Origin of the sequence: Granulicella arctica (genome assembly GCF_025685605.1) — a bacterium.
Taxonomy (GTDB): Bacteria; Acidobacteriota; Terriglobia; order Terriglobales; family Acidobacteriaceae; genus Edaphobacter; species Edaphobacter arcticus.
In genome coordinates this window covers 2,015,889-2,031,067 of record NZ_JAGTUT010000001.1, presented here as the reverse complement: position 1 = coordinate 2,031,067, position 15,179 = coordinate 2,015,889, and the positions used below count along the sequence as shown (strand labels likewise).

Here is a 15,179-nt window from a genome sequence, read left to right as displayed (position 1 = left end):
AGCTTTACTCTTCGAACGGATCGACGATCTCGATATTGCTGTCATGGTTGCGCACATCATAGAGGAACTTCGCGTGGTAAAGCACCACGGTATCGTTCGAGAAGGTAATCAAGAGGTCGCCTTTTTCCAGTCGACTTGCTTCTACAACTTCAAGCTTTGGAGTGTCACTCATAGCTACCCTCGTATCGTGTAGAGCCGTCCTTATCCTTCCCGACTGATTGGCGGCGTCGTAGCCATAGAGCCAACCCCCGATAAGATGAATCGCTTTCGGCATCGGTTATCTACAGCTTGTCATCACTTCGCGACTAGGTAAACTCAAGAGAGACCCCGTTCGAGCCGCTATGATTGCCCAGACCTTTCGCCTACGCAAACACGCTGATTATCAGATCGTCTACAAGGCCAGCCGCAAGCAGTTTGCGAAGCAGATGACCTACTTCTTCACCGTGCGAACAGCTGCGCCGGGAGAGGACCTCACCCCGCGCGTTGGCCTGACTGTTGGCAAGGTGATGGGTAAGGCGGTCGACAGGAACCGCATCAAGCGGCGCATGCGCGAGGGAATTCGAAGGCACCTGCCGTTGCTGCGCATCCCTGTCGACGTGATTCTTCATCCCCGCCGCACCGTGCTGACCTTGGACTTTGCGACGCTGGAGCGGGAGATCGCCCAGGTGTTTCGGGCTATTCAGAAAACTGCAGAACGGCAGCAGTCTGCACAACCGACCCCTGTGAAGCCCCACTAATTTCATTTGCCTAAGTCAGCTAAGCCTATTGTTTGCAACAGATAGGCCGTCAGGTCAAGCTAAGGTATTGTATTCAGGTGGCTTAAGTACAACAGTCCTCATAACAAACGACTTAGGTCGACAATCTGCCGACGCGTTCCGAGATAATTACCAGAGGGGTCAGCGGACAGCTATGCGTCTGCAGCGACCGCGGCCACCGGGACCGGGTAGCGGAGGCCGGTCAGCATCAACCCCTCAATCGTCTCGACGGTCTGGATACCACCCCTGGCGCCTACACCCATGCAGTTCATTGCTGCTGCGGCACAGGCAAAGTCCAGTTGGCGATGCAGCGGCCAGCCCTGCAGCAGACCGTAGATAAAGCCTGCGTGGAAGATGTCCCCTGCTCCCGTCGTATCGACCACAGGAACCCGGTAGGCGGCCGTGTAGTGATGCTGCTTGCCATCCCAGGCTACGACGCCATCCTGCCCAAGCGTTGCCGCGGTCAGCAGGCCTCCGTAGCGCCGATGCATCTGCTCCAGTGCGTGCTCCAGGTTCGCCTCGTTCATCAATCTGCAGGGAAAGTCGCGGCTGACGATCAAGTAGTCGATGTTCTCAAGCAGCGCTTCTACACCGGGGTAAATCTCATCCAGATCGGCGATCACGGGCACTCCTGCATCGCGTGCCCACTGGGCTGCCAGGGTCGCCGCGGCCGTATCGTACCCGTCCACGTGGAGGGCGCGGGCATTCACAATCCACTCGCGATCGAGGTCGGCTGGCTCAAGCGCGAGCCGCTCATCCCGCGTGCACAGAATGGTTCGTTCTCCCTGGCCATCGACCAGCACGAGCGACTGGGCACTCGACCCACCGGCGACCGTCCTGATCTGGGTTTCAACACCAGCATGCGCGAACTCCTTGTGGTGGAGGATCGCTCCCAGGTCATCGCCCAACTTGCCTACATAGCGAGTCTGCATGCCCCAGCGCTGACAGGCAATGACCGTAGTGGCAACCTGCCCCCCTGGAAGCACGGTGGCCGTGCGGTACTCCGTCTTCGACCCGGCCTCCGGGTACTGCGCAAGCGGAATCAGTGTGTCCGTCGCGTTCAATCCCACACCGACAAGGTCAACCTTCGACGATTTCGTCATATGTCCACTCTAAAGGAATCGCGACATCTCACGCACCTTGGAAGGCGAGCCCGCCCCATAAGAGCTCACAGGCGCTACCCTCCGGCGATAGCTCCGACGACCAAGAGTGGCTCCTGGCCGTCGATCACCGCGACCGGCAAGGTGTCGTCCGGCGACAGGTGGGACAGATCTTCTTCGCAGGCAAAGAACCGGATAAAGGGTCGCCGGAGTTTACTGGTGCGGTCTCGGATGGTGCCCTTCAGCATGGGATGATCGGCCTCCAGCGCATCGAGGACGGTCCTCTGGGTGACAGGGCCTGTAAGCGAAACCACGATCTCCTGACCAACCCCCGCGAGCAGGCGCAGATGGGCAGGCAGTTCCACCCGAACGCATGAGGTCATGGAAGAGTCTGTACCTCGACGGAGAGCACTGCGGGAAGGTCGCGCACGATAGCCTGCCAGTTGTCACCTGAGTCAGCGGACGCGTAGAGTTGGCCGCCCGTGGTGCCGAAGTAGATCCCGCAATCGTCCAGCGTGTCGACTGCCATGGCATCGCGGAGAACATTGACATAGCAGTTGCTTTGAGGAAGTCCCTTCGTCAGGGGTTCCCACTCGTCGCCCCCGCTCACACTGCGGTAGACCCGAAGCTGACCATCCAGGGGAAAATGCTCCGAGTCGCTCTTGATGGGAACGACGTACAGCGTCTCCGGCTCGTGAGCGTGGACATCGACCACGAACCCAAAATCAGTGGGCAGGTTGCCGCTGATCTCTCGCCAGGAATCACCCGCATCATCGGACCGCATGACATCCCAGTGCTTCTGCATGTACAGCGTCTCGGGACGGGAGGGATGAAGCGCCATGTGATGAACACAGTGGCCAACCTCAGCCGCAGGGTCTGGAATGTAGAGCGAATGCAGTCCCCGGTTGATTGGCTTCCAGGACTGGCCGCCATCATCGGTTCGGAAGGCTCCGGCAGCCGAGATAGCAATAAAGATTCGCTGCGGATTCAAAGGGTCGAGCAGGATGGTGTGCAGGCACATACCACCAGCTCCGGGCTGCCATGCGGGGCCAGTTCCGTGGGTGCGAAGTCCGGCAAGCTCGGTCCACGAGGCACCGGCGTCGACTGAACGGAACAGGGCTGCGTCCTCCGCCCCTGCATAGAGGGTATCGGGACAGGTAAGTGAGGGTTCGAGGTGCCAGACCCGTTTGAACTCCCATGGGTGGGGCGTGCCGTCGTACCACTGATGTGTACCGGCTACACCCTCATAGACGAAGTTGTTGCTCACAGCCTCCCAGGTGAGACCGCCATCGTTCGAACGCTGAACGACCTGACCAAACCAACCGGAGCTTTGCGAGGCATAGAGACGATCGGGATCGACCGGCGAGCCCTTCAGGTGATAGATCTCCCAGCCTGCGAAGTGAGGACCGGAGACGGTCCAATCCTTCCGCGTTCCATCACTCGTGAGGATGAACGCACCTTTACGAGTACCGACGAGCAGTCGTACCTTGCCCATAAATGCACCTCTTCGCTGGCATGCGCGTTTCTATGTGTACGCCGTCCACAACACGCTACCAAAGGAACTGTACACTGTCCACACTAAGCATGGCTGTTATCCGCAAAATTAAGCCGCCGGTCCGTGGGACCTTTCATCATGGCGATCTGCGCCGGGCTCTGATCAACTCTGGAATCGAGCTTGCGCGGGCTGGCGGACCGCAGGCCGTTGTGCTGCGGGAGGTGACGCGGCGGGCTGGTGTCGCACCGAACGCGGCGTACCGGCACTTCTCCAGCCAGGGCGATCTGCTTCAAGCCGTGCGGGCTGCCGCACTCTCATCGCTGGCCATTGCGATTGAGCTAGAGATCGCTGCCGTGCCGCGCAGAAAGGCTCCAGCGGAGAAGGCACGCGCAACGCTTCGTGCCGTGGGAACAGGCTATCTACGGTTTGCGACGACGGAGACGGGACTCTTCCGAACGGCCTTCTCTGCGGCGAACCCGGTAGAGGGAGATGTCGATCCAGCGAAGGGCGGCAGGAGTGGTCTCAATCCTTTTCAGCTTCTCGCCTCGGCTCTGGACATGATGGTGGAGGCTGGTGTTCTCCCCGAAGATCGACGCCCGGGGGCCGAATATCTTGCGTGGTCTGCGGTGCATGGTCTTGCCTTTCTGATCATCGAAGGCCCACTGAACAGCGCGCCGGAGCAGTTCCTTCACCAGACCTCGAAACGCCTTCTGGAGATGGTGGAACAGGGGCTAGGAACCTCTTGACGGAATCAGCTGCAACGATACGATTTAGAACTCCAGCCGAAGTCCCAACTGCACCTGCCGCTCCCGTGCGTCGCTTGTGCCCGCAGACGTAAATGCACCGAAGGGACGCACGTTCAGCCCCTCCGACGCGACGGTCGCAGCATCCTGAAAGATCAAGGGCGTTACGCCAGCGGCCTCTGTTCCAGTGAGAAACGCTCGTTGGGTGACGCCCGAGTAGTTCACACGATTCGAAACATTGAAGATCTCTGCGACTCCTCGCATCTGCACGTGTTCTGTCAGCGTGATCGCCCGGCTCACCCGCAGGTTAACGCGGATCGACTGCGGCAAGCGAAGGGTGTTGCGCCCGAGCGTCGGCAGGTACGTTGCGCCGCCGGAGCCGTTGATGCTCTCGTAGCCCCCGGTCAGACGACTTCCACCGAAGATCTCGTAGCTGTACGCTCGACCGCTGCTTTCGAGCAGCATTGGTGCAGCATCCCAACCGTTTGCCGCTGCTCTCAGCCAGTGGGTCTCGCTGTGTACTGTCGGCGTCCAGATGGCAGTTGCAACAAAACGGTGCGGATAGTTCAAGCTTGATAGGCCTTTGTCGTAACCCAGCGCGAACGGGTCGAATTGCCCATTCGTTCGCGGGATGCCACCGCTGGCCTGCCCGTAGTCGATGGCCTTGGACCACGTCCAGTTCACGCGCAGATCAAGCCCGCCCCGGCTACGCCGCCGAGCTTCAAGGATCAGACCGTCGTACGTTCCATTGGCGTTGGAGACGATATCCGTCACTGGTCCAAGGCTGTTCGTCACGCGCGAGGTGTAGACGGGCACGACAAACCTCTCCCCGGTCTGTACGCCGAGCGCACCGGTGCCACCGCTCAACTGAAACGTTCCCATGGCCGTAGACGGAGCGATGTTGAGATCGACTGAATTCGGCAACTGCCGATCCATATTCATTACAAAGCTTGCCGTTGTCGTGATCCCCGCGCCGACACCATGCTCGAACGACACGCTCGCCTGTTGGACCGCGGGGAGCCGAAAGTGTCGATCGAACACCGTCGCTGAAGTAGTCGCCGCGATCGTCGCAGGCGGCGCAGTCACGTAGGCGCAGGCGTACCCGAAGCCCTGGTTTGCTACCTGCGGACAGTCCGTCTCGGTCGTCGGCAGAATGCGCACATGCGTCGTCGAACTCGCCAGTGCTGAATCCACCAGGGCACTGCGGATTGTTAGCCCGGGAAGCCGTCCGAAGTACAGCCCATACCCGGCGTGGACTACGCCGCCGTGCATCCATCCTGCCTGCCATGAAAGGCCGGCACGAGGGCCAAAGTTGTTGCGATCCTCAGGGAAGACGCTCGTCGAACCGATCTTCCCAAAGACCGCGTCGAGCGCGACATTAGGAGTCTGTGGGAAGGGCAGCAGCTCGTACTCGTATCGCACCCCAAGGTTCACCGTTAGCCCAGGCCGGACACGCCAGTCATCCTGCACAAACCCTGACCACTCCTGCGTGTCGAAGCTTGTCGTCTGTTCTCCGAAGCTCTGGCTGAACGAGCGGAAGCAGAAGTCATGGATCTTCGCATTGATCGAAGGGCAGGCCCCGTTCGGATAGGCGTGAACGTTGAACGTGTAGTCCGTGATCCAGTCGACAAGCCCGCCGGCGTGTCCGTTTGTGAGGCCACTGTCGTAGCTGAAAGTTCCTTCCTGGTTGTTCAATGCGTCCACAAGGTCATGAACTGCACTGAACTCGCCGCCGATGCGAAGGAGGTGCCGGCCCTTCGTCCAGGCAAACGTGTCGGCAAATTCAAGTCGGCGTTCATCCGGGTAGGCCTTGCGTCCGAGCGAGGCTGGTGTCCCAAACAGCAGCCCCTGCGGCCCGACGTTGATCTCCGGCGCAAAGCCTCCTGGGCCTATCCCCGGCTCCTGCGGCAGCGGAGTCTGTGCGGTCTCATATTGGAAGTCGCGCCCGTACAGCACCCGCAGTTCATTGCTGAAGCGCGCGCCAAGGAATGCCGTCCATCGCCCTACAACTTCGTCCACCTGGCCATCATTATTCCCGAGGCTTGCTCTCCCGCGGGCTACTACTGCGGCAGTCGTCGCGCCTGCGGGCGAGGTCCATCGCACCCGGTTGTATTGCGCGCTGACGTGATTACTCCCATTGACCCGCAGGTCGGTCTTGCCAAAGGCAACCGTCTGATCTTGACGCCTTGCTACAGAGCCCGTGAGACTCGATAGGTAATCGAGCGCCGCATTCGTCTGCGCAGGCTTCACCCCGCGCGTTCCCAATAGACCCGTTTGTACCGCTGTAAGCGCATAAAAGCTTGCGAATGCAGGAGAGGAGATCGCAGGAAAGCCGCGTCGTTGCTGATCATATGCAGCGAAGTAGAAGAGGCGATTCTGTATCACTGCCCCACCAACGCTGCCTCCAAACTGCTGCCGCTGGTCCTGTGGCTTGACGACGCTGCTTGCGATGGAACCATCTGCATATGTTGTCTGTACTGAGAACGGATTGGCCGCTCCCCATGCACTCTCGCGCAGCGTGAGGAAGGCCGTCCCATGCAGCGCGTTCGTGCCGCTCTTCGACACTGCGGTCGTAACCCCGCCGACTGCCCGGCCATAGAGCGCGCTGTAGCTCTGCTCGCTCAGACGAAACTCCCGCACCGCCGCTTGCGAGAATGTATACGCCGCTCCTGCGTGTCGCCCATGCCCGATGCCTTCGCCGCTCGAGCCACCTGCAAGCGTCTGTTGACTACTATCTTCCTGCTCCAGCCCGACCGAAGCACCCGTTCCCACCGGCACCGCGCCGAAGCTCTGGTCATGGCTCAGCCCGTCGATCTGACTGCTGTTCTGTGTTGTATCGAGTCCCCGCAGCGTCAGCAGAGTTGCCCCATCGGCTTCTGGATCCGCGTGGGCCACAGGCGACTCGAGGGCGAGGGAGTTCCAATCGTTGCCAGCAATGGGCGATCGTTCGAGATCGCGGCCTGTGAGCACAATACCTGTCGATGCAGGAGTCGCTGACTGGATCGTCGACACGCCTGCCCTTGTGCCCACCAATCCGCTGAGGCCGGCGATTGAAGGAGCGACCAGGCGTATGCGTCCGCCGTCGCCCTTGTGCCTCTTTCGGATCGGCGCGATCACGGCCCTGCCGACCTGTACCTCTGTCGTTCGTCCCAGTTCAATCGTGACGGCGATCTCCACGGCTCCGCGATAGCCTGGCGCTCGTGCGCGGAGCCGGTAGGCGCCCGGCGGCAGGCGGATCATCAGGAACTCACCCTTGCGTCCTGACGTAGCCAGCCGCTGCACACCTTGTTCGCCGTCCAGCACGATCTCCGCACCGGCGATCGCAGCGCCTTCAGCCGAGACGACCCGGCCGGAAACTGCCCCATCCACCTCGGACTGTGCCACTGCAGACGCACCAAGTCCTGCAGCCCCCAGAGCTGACAGAAGAAGGAATTGTGCGAACCTCTGAACCATCGTGCCGAAAGATCTTCGGCAACGCCCTACTGACATCAGCTCTCCGTCGCAGTAGGAACCAGAACGTAAGACATAGGAGAGGCAGGCATACGGCTCATTCCGACCCATAACTGTCCGGGATGGAACATTGCCAAGTTGCTACAGGTGATACCCGGAGACTAACGAAAGATTCCCATCTTGGGAAGCAGCATCTCCGGCCTCACAAAGAGAAGGGCGGCAGCCGAAGCCACCGCCCTGCAACGCCAGTAGGTCGGCTTTGCTTAGAACTGCACACGAGCTGCCAGTTGGACCTGGCGAGGTGAGAACGAGAATCCGCTCGAGTTGGAGTTGGTGACCGTGCCGAAGAGCGGCAATGCGCTGTTCGTGCTGCTGGTGTTGAAGCTCAACGTGTTGCCGGTTACTGCCTTCGTTGTGGCGTTGGTGGTGTTGCCGAGGAAGTAGCCGGTCGTGTTGACGGCGGTCACGTTCTGCTTGTTCAGGATATTGAAGCTCTCCGCCAGCAGCTCCAGCTTGACTCCCTCGTGGACGGTGAAGCGCTTGGAGATGCGCAGGTCGAGGACGTTCGTCTTCGGCTGCACAAAGCCATTGCGCTCAAACCCCGGTATCCGGAAGACACCGTTCGAACCATTGACACCGCCACCGATTGCACTCAACGTGGGCGAACCCGTACCAGTGAAGGCGGTCGAGAGAGTTCCACTGCTTCCGATGGAGTAGGGGAGACCACTCTGCAGCGCATAGCTCGGTGCAAGCTCATAGTCGTTCAGCAGGTAAGCCAGCCAGCGATGATAGGTCCAGGGAGCCGTAAACACTCCGTTGACTACAAGGCGGTTCGGCACGTTCTGGTTGGAGTTACCATACTCAGCCTTGATGTTCTGCGGATCGAGCAGGTTGTTCGCGGTGGTGGCGGTCTGGTTGTTCTGACCGTAGTCAAGTGCATGCGACCAGGTGTAGTTTGCGCTGAACTGCAGGTGGTTCGAGAAGCGATGATTGATCTGCCCCACGAGGCCGGAGTAGTTCGACGTCGTACCGCTGAAGATATCCGTCTGCGAACCATAGGCGCAGTCCGGACGCTGGCTCGGGCAGGCAGCAGCCGTTCCGCTCTTTGCGTAGAACTTCGACGTGAGGGTCGAACCATTCGGCAGTGGCCCCTTACCTGAGGTGTCGATGACGGTGTAGTTGACCGTCGTCGGCGCGTTCAGATTGAGATCGGTGAAGTTCGGCAGCCTGCGGCCCATCGATCCGAGCCAGGTGACGCTCATCACGGTGTTCCAGCCGAGGTCCTGTTCAATCGTCAAGTCAGCCTGATGAATCTCGGGTGCCTTGAAGTTGCTATCGAAGAAGACTGCATTTGGAGGTCCAGCCTTACCGGCAGTTGCAACGATCTGCGGAAAGGTCGGCGCACCCGGTGTGGTGGTCGTGTCGCTGACCGTGAACTGACCGTTGAGCGAACCGGTGTTGATCAGAGCGTTGTAGATTGTGCCATTGAGGATGCGCGCAAAGAACTCACCGTAGCCGCCTCGCAGGACCGTTTTGCCATTACCTGAAACGTCATACGCGAAGCCGACACGAGGACCGATGTTCGTCTTGTTGTTCGGCATCTGTGTTGTTGCGGTCAGACGTGGATCGTTGGTAATCGTCAGGTTCGCGACAGGCGAAGGAAGCTGCTCATACTCGTAGCGAACACCGAGCGTCAGGCTTAGCCGCTTGTTGACCTTCCAATTGTCTTCGACGAAGCCTGCATAGTCGCCGGTCTGGAATTCGAGACCCGGTAGACCAAAGCCCTGAACATAGCTGCTGTAGTTCTTCGCCTTGGCGACCGTAGCCGGATTGGCGCTCTGGCCGTCGTAGAAGTCCGTAAAGTAGTTCGTCAGGTTGCTGTAGCTATAGACACCGAAGCCTGAGAACAGATTGTTGATCAGGTCGTTGGTGTGGACGTAGTCGATACCGAACTTCAGGTTGTGGTTTCCACGAACCCAGTTCGCCGTATCGGCAATCTGAAAGCGGCGCTCATCCGGCAGCGCTGCCCGCTCGAGGAAGTTCGGCGTACCGAAGGTAAAGCCATTCGTGATGCTGACGCTCGGGGGCAGACCCAGCGGGTTGACATAGCCGTTCGCCGTCGGTCCCACAAGGTTCTGCTTCTCATAGGCCGTAGGAGCCTGGCCGAACTCAAACTCAAAGTCGCGGCCATACTGGTAGCGAACCTCGTTGCTGATGTTATTCGTGATCACCGTATCCAGCTTGGCAATGCCGAAGGTGTCGCGAACGTAGTCGTTACCGAAGCTGGAGGTACCGTCAGCCACAGTCGAGGCGGTCTGGATACCGGCAGGCGAAACCCATCGCAGGCGGTTCACTTCAAATGAAGCGTGATTGCGCGAGTTGATCTGCCAGTCTAGCTTCGGGAAGAAGATGTCCTGCAAACCGGTACGTGGCACAGTTCCTAACATGGAGTTCAAGCCGCCGAGGCCATTGTTGTAGCTTGTTACCGCTGCGGCGTAGCTGGTGAGACCCAGATTTGTCTGCAACGTGCAAACACTCGCATCAAGCGTTGTGGGAGCAGCAGCGCCTGTTCCGCCGCAGACCTTGCCAGCCGGAAGAGCGCTATCCGGGTTTGCAAAGAAGCTGCTCGGATTGCTGGCAACAGCTACTGCGGGAAAGTTCCGCTGGAAGCGGTCGCCTGCGAAGAAGCCGAACAGCTTGTCCTTGATGATCGGACCGCCGATGGCTCCGCCGTACTGCTTGCGCACATCCTTCGGCTTGATGTTCTGCGAAACGAAGGCACCAGCGGCGTTCTGCACGTTGTTCTTCGTGAAGGCATTCGCCGCGCCCCACTCTGCATCGCGATCGTCGAAGTACAACTCGCCATGAAACTGGTTGCCGCCGCTCTTGGTGATGGAGTTCACGACGCCGCCAGCCGAGCGGCCATATTCAACCGAGTAGTTCGACGTGTTGACCTGGAACTCCTGGATCGATGCCTTCGCCGTCGAATAACCAGCACGTGTCCGTCCGCGCTCTTCGGAAAAGTAGGCCTGATTATCGTCCGCGCCGTCGATCGTCACATTGTTCAGCAGCGTGCTCTGGCCGCGGAAGCTCAGCAGGCCAAATCCGCTGGAGTCATAGACAACACCAGGCGTCAGCGCAGCGTAGGCCGACCAGCGATAGTTGTTGACGGGAATGTCCTGCAATACGCGCTGATCCACCAGACCCGCGAAGTCGGGAGAGGTCGTGTTGATCGCCGGAGTCTCGCTCGTCACCGTGACCGTGTCGCTGGAGGCACCGACGGGAAGCTTCGGGGAAAGATCTGTGAGCAGGCCTACATCGACCGTCACGTCGCTTGATTTGTAGCTCTGGAATCCAGCAGCCGTAATCGTCACCGTATAGGTGGAGGGCTGCAGATGGATCGCACGGAAGTAGCCCGAGCTATCGGACGTTAATGTCTGCTCGGCGTTTGTTTTGTTGGAATGAATGACCACGGTGGCACCGGGAACAACCGCTCCGCCGGCATCTTCCACTGTTCCAGCAATGGCCCCATCCACTGCCGACTGCCCATAAGCTCCTACGCTGACCGCTGTACAAGCGACCGCAAACATGGCCCATTGACTTACTTTGCTAAGCATTACTGTCTCCTGAAAGTCCTTGATTCATCCGAGGCGCGGCGAGATTGCGTTCCTCCCCTGCGACATTCGGAATCTTTATGAATTACCTGAAGTCTGCCAGATAAGCGTTAATAGACGATTACGGTCCGTAACGTGGCTTCAAGTGGAGCGCGCGTCATTGCCACTGACTGACGTTTACACGCCTTCTGCATAGTTGGTATGCCTTTAGTCTAGCGGGTTTCCGGTACACTGGATATTGCAATGTTTATCGATGAAGCACGAATTCGTATCAAAGCTGGCGACGGTGGTAATGGCTGCATGGCATTTCGCCGTGAGAAGTTCGTTCCGCGTGGCGGACCCTCGGGCGGCGATGGTGGCCACGGTGGCGACATCCTCATGTCGTCCTCGCTAAGCCACAACACCCTCGTCCACTTTCGCTTCAATCCCGAGCACAAGTCAGAGCGCGGCGGCCACGGCCTCGGCTCGAACATGTCCGGCGCTGCTGGCGAGCCTGCCACCCTCAAGGTTCCTGTCGGCACTCTCCTCTACGACGACAATACCGGCGAACTGATCCACGACTTCGCCCGCGTCGACGAGACCATCGTCATCGCCCGCGGCGGACGCGGCGGACGCGGCAATCAGCACTTCGCCACCAGCACCCACCAGGCGCCACGCGAGCACGAACTCGGCCGCTCCGGCGAAGAGCGCAACTATCGTCTCGAACTCCGTCTTCTCGCGGATGCCGGCCTGGTTGGCTATCCAAACGTCGGTAAGTCGACCCTGATCTCGCGCATCTCCGCCGCTCGCCCAAAGGTCGCTAACTACGCCTTCACCACGCTCGAGCCGAACCTCGGCGTCGTCTCTGTGGGAGATTGGCCCCATGTGAACTCCTTTACGGTAGCCGACCTTCCGGGCCTCATCGAAGGCGCTCACCTCGGCCACGGACTTGGCATTCAGTTTCTCAAGCATATTGAGCGCACCAGCGTCGTCGTTCATCTGGTCGACGTATCGGACGGCTCAGGCCGTCTCGATCCGGTAGAAGACTTCAAGGTCATCACCGAAGAGCTAAAGAGCTTCGATCCCGCCCTCGCTAAGAAGCCGACGGTTCTCGTAGCCGCCAAGGCCGATGTTGCCGACCCGGCCAAGCTGAAGAAGCTGACAGCCATGGCGAAGCGCCGCAAGATTCCGCTCTACACGATCTCGGCCGTCACCGGTGAGGGGATCGAGCCGCTTAAGTACGCTATCGCCGATCTGGTAGCGCTCCACCGACCCATCAATCTGGAGCCAGAACCGGTAGCCGCCACGAAGCTCAAGCCGCACTATCCGCCGCCCGCACCCTCCTCACGAGGCCGCGGTTAAGGTCAGGCTTTTGAATAGAAGTCTCGCGTCGCCACATTCACAAGGTTACGCGTATCGTCTCCATCGAAGCCAGCCAGTGCAGAGTTCCAGTCCGTCCGGATCGCATTCTCGCAGATCGATTTGCCGTGCCACGGCCCCAGCCCGACGCAGCGATACTCAAAGAGCACGGTCGTTGAATTCTCTACTTCATACCCCGGCTGCTTACCTTTCATGTTGAAGTATGCATGCACCAGCTCATGCGCCAGGCCGATCGCTGGTGGCCGCTCTACGTTCAGCGGGTTCGCCGACCCCAGGCTGTAGTTCACCATGGAGCTGCATCCATTGCCTGTCCCCGAATACGGATAGAGCGCCACGATGATGGCATTCTTGATCTGCTCAAGATCAGGGTCGTTCCCGAAGTCAGTCCAGATCGACTGGCCACCCACCCACGCCTGCACCATACCTTCTGTTACGCCCATATTGCTCGCTGCTATGGGCGGAACACCCTTCAAATGATACTTCGGCGTCTTATTAATCTTGTCCGCCAACCATGCAGCTCGCGTCATGCCTACCATCAGGGGCGCCCGCAACAGGGCCGCCTTCGTCTCGGCGCCCAGAGAGCTTACGATATCCGAATACAGCTCGCGTGCAACGGGGTTCATGCCATGCGGCGATCCGTTCGAGCCGCACTGATTGCTCAACGGATGGTCCACGATGCTCGTCGTGTACGTCGGATGAGCGGCCAATGCCGCAAGCATCAGCCCCCCGGGAGTCGTCCCTGCCAGCGCAGTCAGGTGAGTCGCCACCGCCTCGTGATATCCCGGATACCGCGACGAGATGGAGATGGGGAGCGCCGTCGTCGCGAGCGCACCCGTCACCTGGTTCCAGAACAACGTCGAGACCGGCAACGGAGCAGACGCCAGGGCCACATAGTTCTTCTGCGTTCCCCAAACTATGGTCAGCGAAAAGATCGAGTCCAGGTACTTCAGATGATCTTTCGGGCTCTGCAGCTTCAACGTCGCCAGAGCGCCGTCGTACTTTTCCTGCTGGAAACCCTTGACGTTGTTCTGCGCGATCTGCTGCTCCAGCGCCGTAACAAAGTGCCGCATCGAGCTCGTCTTCTTCTTGAAGTTGTAGAAATACCCTTGGCGAAGGGTACTGCAATGGGTAAGAAACGCATTCAACTGCTGCTGCGGTGTCATAGAAATTCCTTGGCAAGATATTGGAGCTCAGGAGACTTGCACAGGAATACGGCTGTCACTGTGGTCATTCTTTGATCCCAGACATTGTGCCACGGCCTAGCCGAACTGCTTGCCCATTTACTTGAGATCTCTTAAGAAAGCCAGATGTGGCAGAGTCGGCGCGCTGATCGCCCTACAATATCTCATGCGCGTAGCCTTCTTCGGTGGCAGCTTCGACCCGGTCCATCGCGGCCATCTGGCAGTTGCCACCGCCGCCGCGAATCATTTTTCCCTGGATACAGTTCTCTTTGCTCCCACAGGTCGGCAGCCCCTCAAGCCGTCAGGTGCGACGGCCTCCTTCGAAGATCGTCTCGCCATGGTCACGCTCGCTTGTACTGCGGACGCCCGCTTCAGCCCCTGCGCCCTGGATGCGCCTCGCATCGACGGCAAGCCAAACTACTCGATCGACGTGCTTACCGCACTCGGCGCGCAGATGCCGGAGGCAAAGCTCTTCAATCTGGTCGGTATTGATAGCTTCCTTGGTCTACCAAGGTGGCATGAGGCAGAACGTCTTATGGCGCTGGTAGAGTGGATCATCGTCAGCCGCCCCGGCTTCACACTCGACTCCGCCAGCTTGAGTCTCAGTCAGCGCGCCCGCATTCATCCCCTCGACTCAGTCCACGAGGATGTCGCCGCAACCCATCTCCGCCCCCGGCTGAAGCTGGGCGACCCGTGCCTCGACCTCATCCCCACCAGTGTCTCCAGCTATATCGCCGCTCATCATCTTTATCGCTGAGTCAGCCGTCTCTCATCTGCCATGCTGTCAACTCCCACAAGCCGGCGCACAACCTACCTTCTCGGCAGCCTCCTCTTGCTATACTCCGGCTCCCGCATCCTGCAGCTCTACACGGCATGGGTGCCGTTACTCCTTGTTGTGGTTCTGCACGTTATCCCACCTGCAGCATTCGCTCTGATTCATGGCATCGAACGTTATGGACCCAGGGGGATGCTTACCTTTACCGTCCTCTGCCTTGGTATTGCAAGTTTCTTCGAGACGCTCAGCCTCCGCACAGGCTTTCCCTTCGGGCATTACGCCTTTACAAAGGTGATGGGTCCAAAGCTCTTCGAGCTTCCTATCCTGCTTGCCCTCGCCTACCTGGGCATCGGCTACATCTCGTGGACTGAAGCTCAACGTATGTTGAGGAGCCGTCATAAGCCTTCCAGTATCGCCGGAATCCTTCTTCCTCCACTGCTTGCCAGTGTCATGATGGTCGCGTGGGACCTGGCGATGGACCCCGTCTGGGCGACCATCAATCGAGCCTGGATCTGGCGCGATGGCGGAGCGTGGTTGGTGTGCCGATCAGCAATTACTTCGGCTGGTTCCTTACCGTGTTCACCGTGTATCTCTGCTTCACCCTCTACCTGCAGCGTCAACCAACACCAGCAGAAGTACCTGCAACATGGGATCGACTGGCGATTCTCTTCTACATAGTGTGCGCTCTTGGGAATCTGCTGCTTGCT

At 59.3% G+C, this 15,179-nt stretch carries 12 protein-coding genes; 5 read left to right on the top strand and 7 right to left on the bottom strand.

Annotated elements, in window-relative coordinates:
- Positions 1-4: 4 nt before the first annotated feature.
- Complete coding sequence (locus OHL20_RS08345) at positions 5-274, bottom strand: hypothetical protein (protein WP_263382735.1); 270 nt, start codon at positions 272-274, stop codon at positions 5-7.
- A gap of 67 nt (positions 275-341) precedes the next feature.
- Here OHL20_RS08345 and rnpA point away from each other — a divergent pair, with 67 nt between their 5' ends.
- Positions 342-737, top strand: coding sequence for a ribonuclease P protein component (gene rnpA / locus OHL20_RS08340; RefSeq protein WP_263382734.1), 396 nt, complete (start codon positions 342-344; stop codon positions 735-737).
- 170 nt (positions 738-907) lie between these two features.
- Here rnpA and OHL20_RS08335 read toward each other — a convergent pair whose 3' ends face one another.
- The 3 genes from OHL20_RS08335 to OHL20_RS08325 all read right to left on the bottom strand — a co-directional run bounded on the left by OHL20_RS08335 (position 908) and on the right by OHL20_RS08325 (position 3,350).
- The gene (locus tag OHL20_RS08335) at positions 908-1,858 is read right to left on the bottom strand and encodes a carbohydrate kinase family protein (protein WP_263382733.1); all 951 of its coding nucleotides are present in this window, start codon (positions 1,856-1,858) and stop codon (positions 908-910) included.
- 74 nt (positions 1,859-1,932) lie between these two features.
- Entirely contained in the window at positions 1,933-2,238 is a 306-nt protein-coding gene (locus OHL20_RS08330) for a MoaD/ThiS family protein (RefSeq protein WP_263382732.1), read from the bottom strand.
- Positions 2,235-3,350, bottom strand: a complete 1,116-nt coding sequence (locus tag OHL20_RS08325) for a WD40/YVTN/BNR-like repeat-containing protein (protein WP_263382731.1) — start codon at positions 3,348-3,350, stop codon at positions 2,235-2,237. The genes OHL20_RS08330 and OHL20_RS08325 overlap by 4 nt, the downstream gene beginning before the upstream one ends.
- Positions 3,351-3,439: 89 nt before the next feature.
- Here OHL20_RS08325 and OHL20_RS08320 point away from each other — a divergent pair, with 89 nt between their 5' ends.
- The gene (locus OHL20_RS08320; protein WP_263382730.1) at positions 3,440-4,096 is read left to right on the top strand and encodes a TetR/AcrR family transcriptional regulator; all 657 of its coding nucleotides are present in this window, start codon (positions 3,440-3,442) and stop codon (positions 4,094-4,096) included.
- A gap of 24 nt (positions 4,097-4,120) precedes the next feature.
- Here the strand turns inward: OHL20_RS08320 and OHL20_RS08315 are convergent, their stop codons facing one another.
- The gene (locus OHL20_RS08315; RefSeq protein ID WP_263382729.1) at positions 4,121-7,477 is read right to left on the bottom strand and encodes a TonB-dependent receptor; all 3,357 of its coding nucleotides are present in this window, start codon (positions 7,475-7,477) and stop codon (positions 4,121-4,123) included.
- A 329-nt stretch (positions 7,478-7,806) separates the two neighbouring features.
- Positions 7,807-11,160, bottom strand: a complete 3,354-nt coding sequence (locus tag OHL20_RS08310) for a TonB-dependent receptor (RefSeq protein WP_263382728.1) — start codon at positions 11,158-11,160, stop codon at positions 7,807-7,809.
- Between the two features lie 240 nt (positions 11,161-11,400).
- On the opposite strand from OHL20_RS08310, the gene obgE reads away from it, so the two are divergent.
- Positions 11,401-12,498, top strand: a complete 1,098-nt coding sequence (gene obgE / locus OHL20_RS08305) for a GTPase ObgE (protein WP_263382727.1) — start codon at positions 11,401-11,403, stop codon at positions 12,496-12,498.
- Positions 12,499-12,500: 2 nt separating this feature from the next.
- Here obgE and OHL20_RS08300 read toward each other — a convergent pair whose 3' ends face one another.
- On the bottom strand, positions 12,501-13,679 hold the full coding sequence (locus tag OHL20_RS08300; protein WP_263382726.1) for a type III secretion system effector protein: 1,179 nt from the start codon (positions 13,677-13,679) through the stop codon (positions 12,501-12,503).
- Between the two features lie 184 nt (positions 13,680-13,863).
- Between OHL20_RS08300 and nadD the strand changes: the two genes are divergently transcribed.
- Entirely contained in the window at positions 13,864-14,454 is a 591-nt protein-coding gene (nadD, locus tag OHL20_RS08295; protein ID WP_263382725.1) for a nicotinate (nicotinamide) nucleotide adenylyltransferase, read from the top strand.
- A gap of 21 nt (positions 14,455-14,475) precedes the next feature.
- Positions 14,476-15,150, top strand: coding sequence for a carotenoid biosynthesis protein (locus OHL20_RS08290; RefSeq protein ID WP_263382724.1), 675 nt, complete (start codon positions 14,476-14,478; stop codon positions 15,148-15,150).
- Positions 15,151-15,179 lie beyond the last annotated feature (29 nt).

What these genes read in the sequence shown, in the direction of transcription:
- OHL20_RS08335 (WP_263382733.1), bottom strand. Translation starts at nt 1,858, where the DNA reads ATGACGAAATCGTCGAAGGTTGACCTTGTCGGTGTGGGATTGAACGCG.
- OHL20_RS08345 (WP_263382735.1), bottom strand. Translation starts at nt 274, where the DNA reads ATGCCGAAAGCGATTCATCTTATCGGGGGTTGGCTCTATGGCTACGAC.
- OHL20_RS08325 (WP_263382731.1), bottom strand. Translation starts at nt 3,350, where the DNA reads ATGGGCAAGGTACGACTGCTCGTCGGTACTCGTAAAGGTGCGTTCATC.
- rnpA (WP_263382734.1), top strand. Translation starts at nt 342, where the DNA reads ATGATTGCCCAGACCTTTCGCCTACGCAAACACGCTGATTATCAGATC.
- nadD (WP_263382725.1), top strand. Translation starts at nt 13,864, where the DNA reads ATGCGCGTAGCCTTCTTCGGTGGCAGCTTCGACCCGGTCCATCGCGGC.
- OHL20_RS08320 (WP_263382730.1), top strand. Translation starts at nt 3,440, where the DNA reads ATGGCTGTTATCCGCAAAATTAAGCCGCCGGTCCGTGGGACCTTTCAT.
- OHL20_RS08300 (WP_263382726.1), bottom strand. Translation starts at nt 13,679, where the DNA reads ATGACACCGCAGCAGCAGTTGAATGCGTTTCTTACCCATTGCAGTACC.
- obgE (WP_263382727.1), top strand. Translation starts at nt 11,401, where the DNA reads ATGTTTATCGATGAAGCACGAATTCGTATCAAAGCTGGCGACGGTGGT.
- OHL20_RS08290 (WP_263382724.1), top strand. Translation starts at nt 14,476, where the DNA reads ATGCTGTCAACTCCCACAAGCCGGCGCACAACCTACCTTCTCGGCAGC.
- OHL20_RS08310 (WP_263382728.1), bottom strand. Translation starts at nt 11,160, where the DNA reads ATGCTTAGCAAAGTAAGTCAATGGGCCATGTTTGCGGTCGCTTGTACA.
- OHL20_RS08330 (WP_263382732.1), bottom strand. Translation starts at nt 2,238, where the DNA reads ATGACCTCATGCGTTCGGGTGGAACTGCCTGCCCATCTGCGCCTGCTC.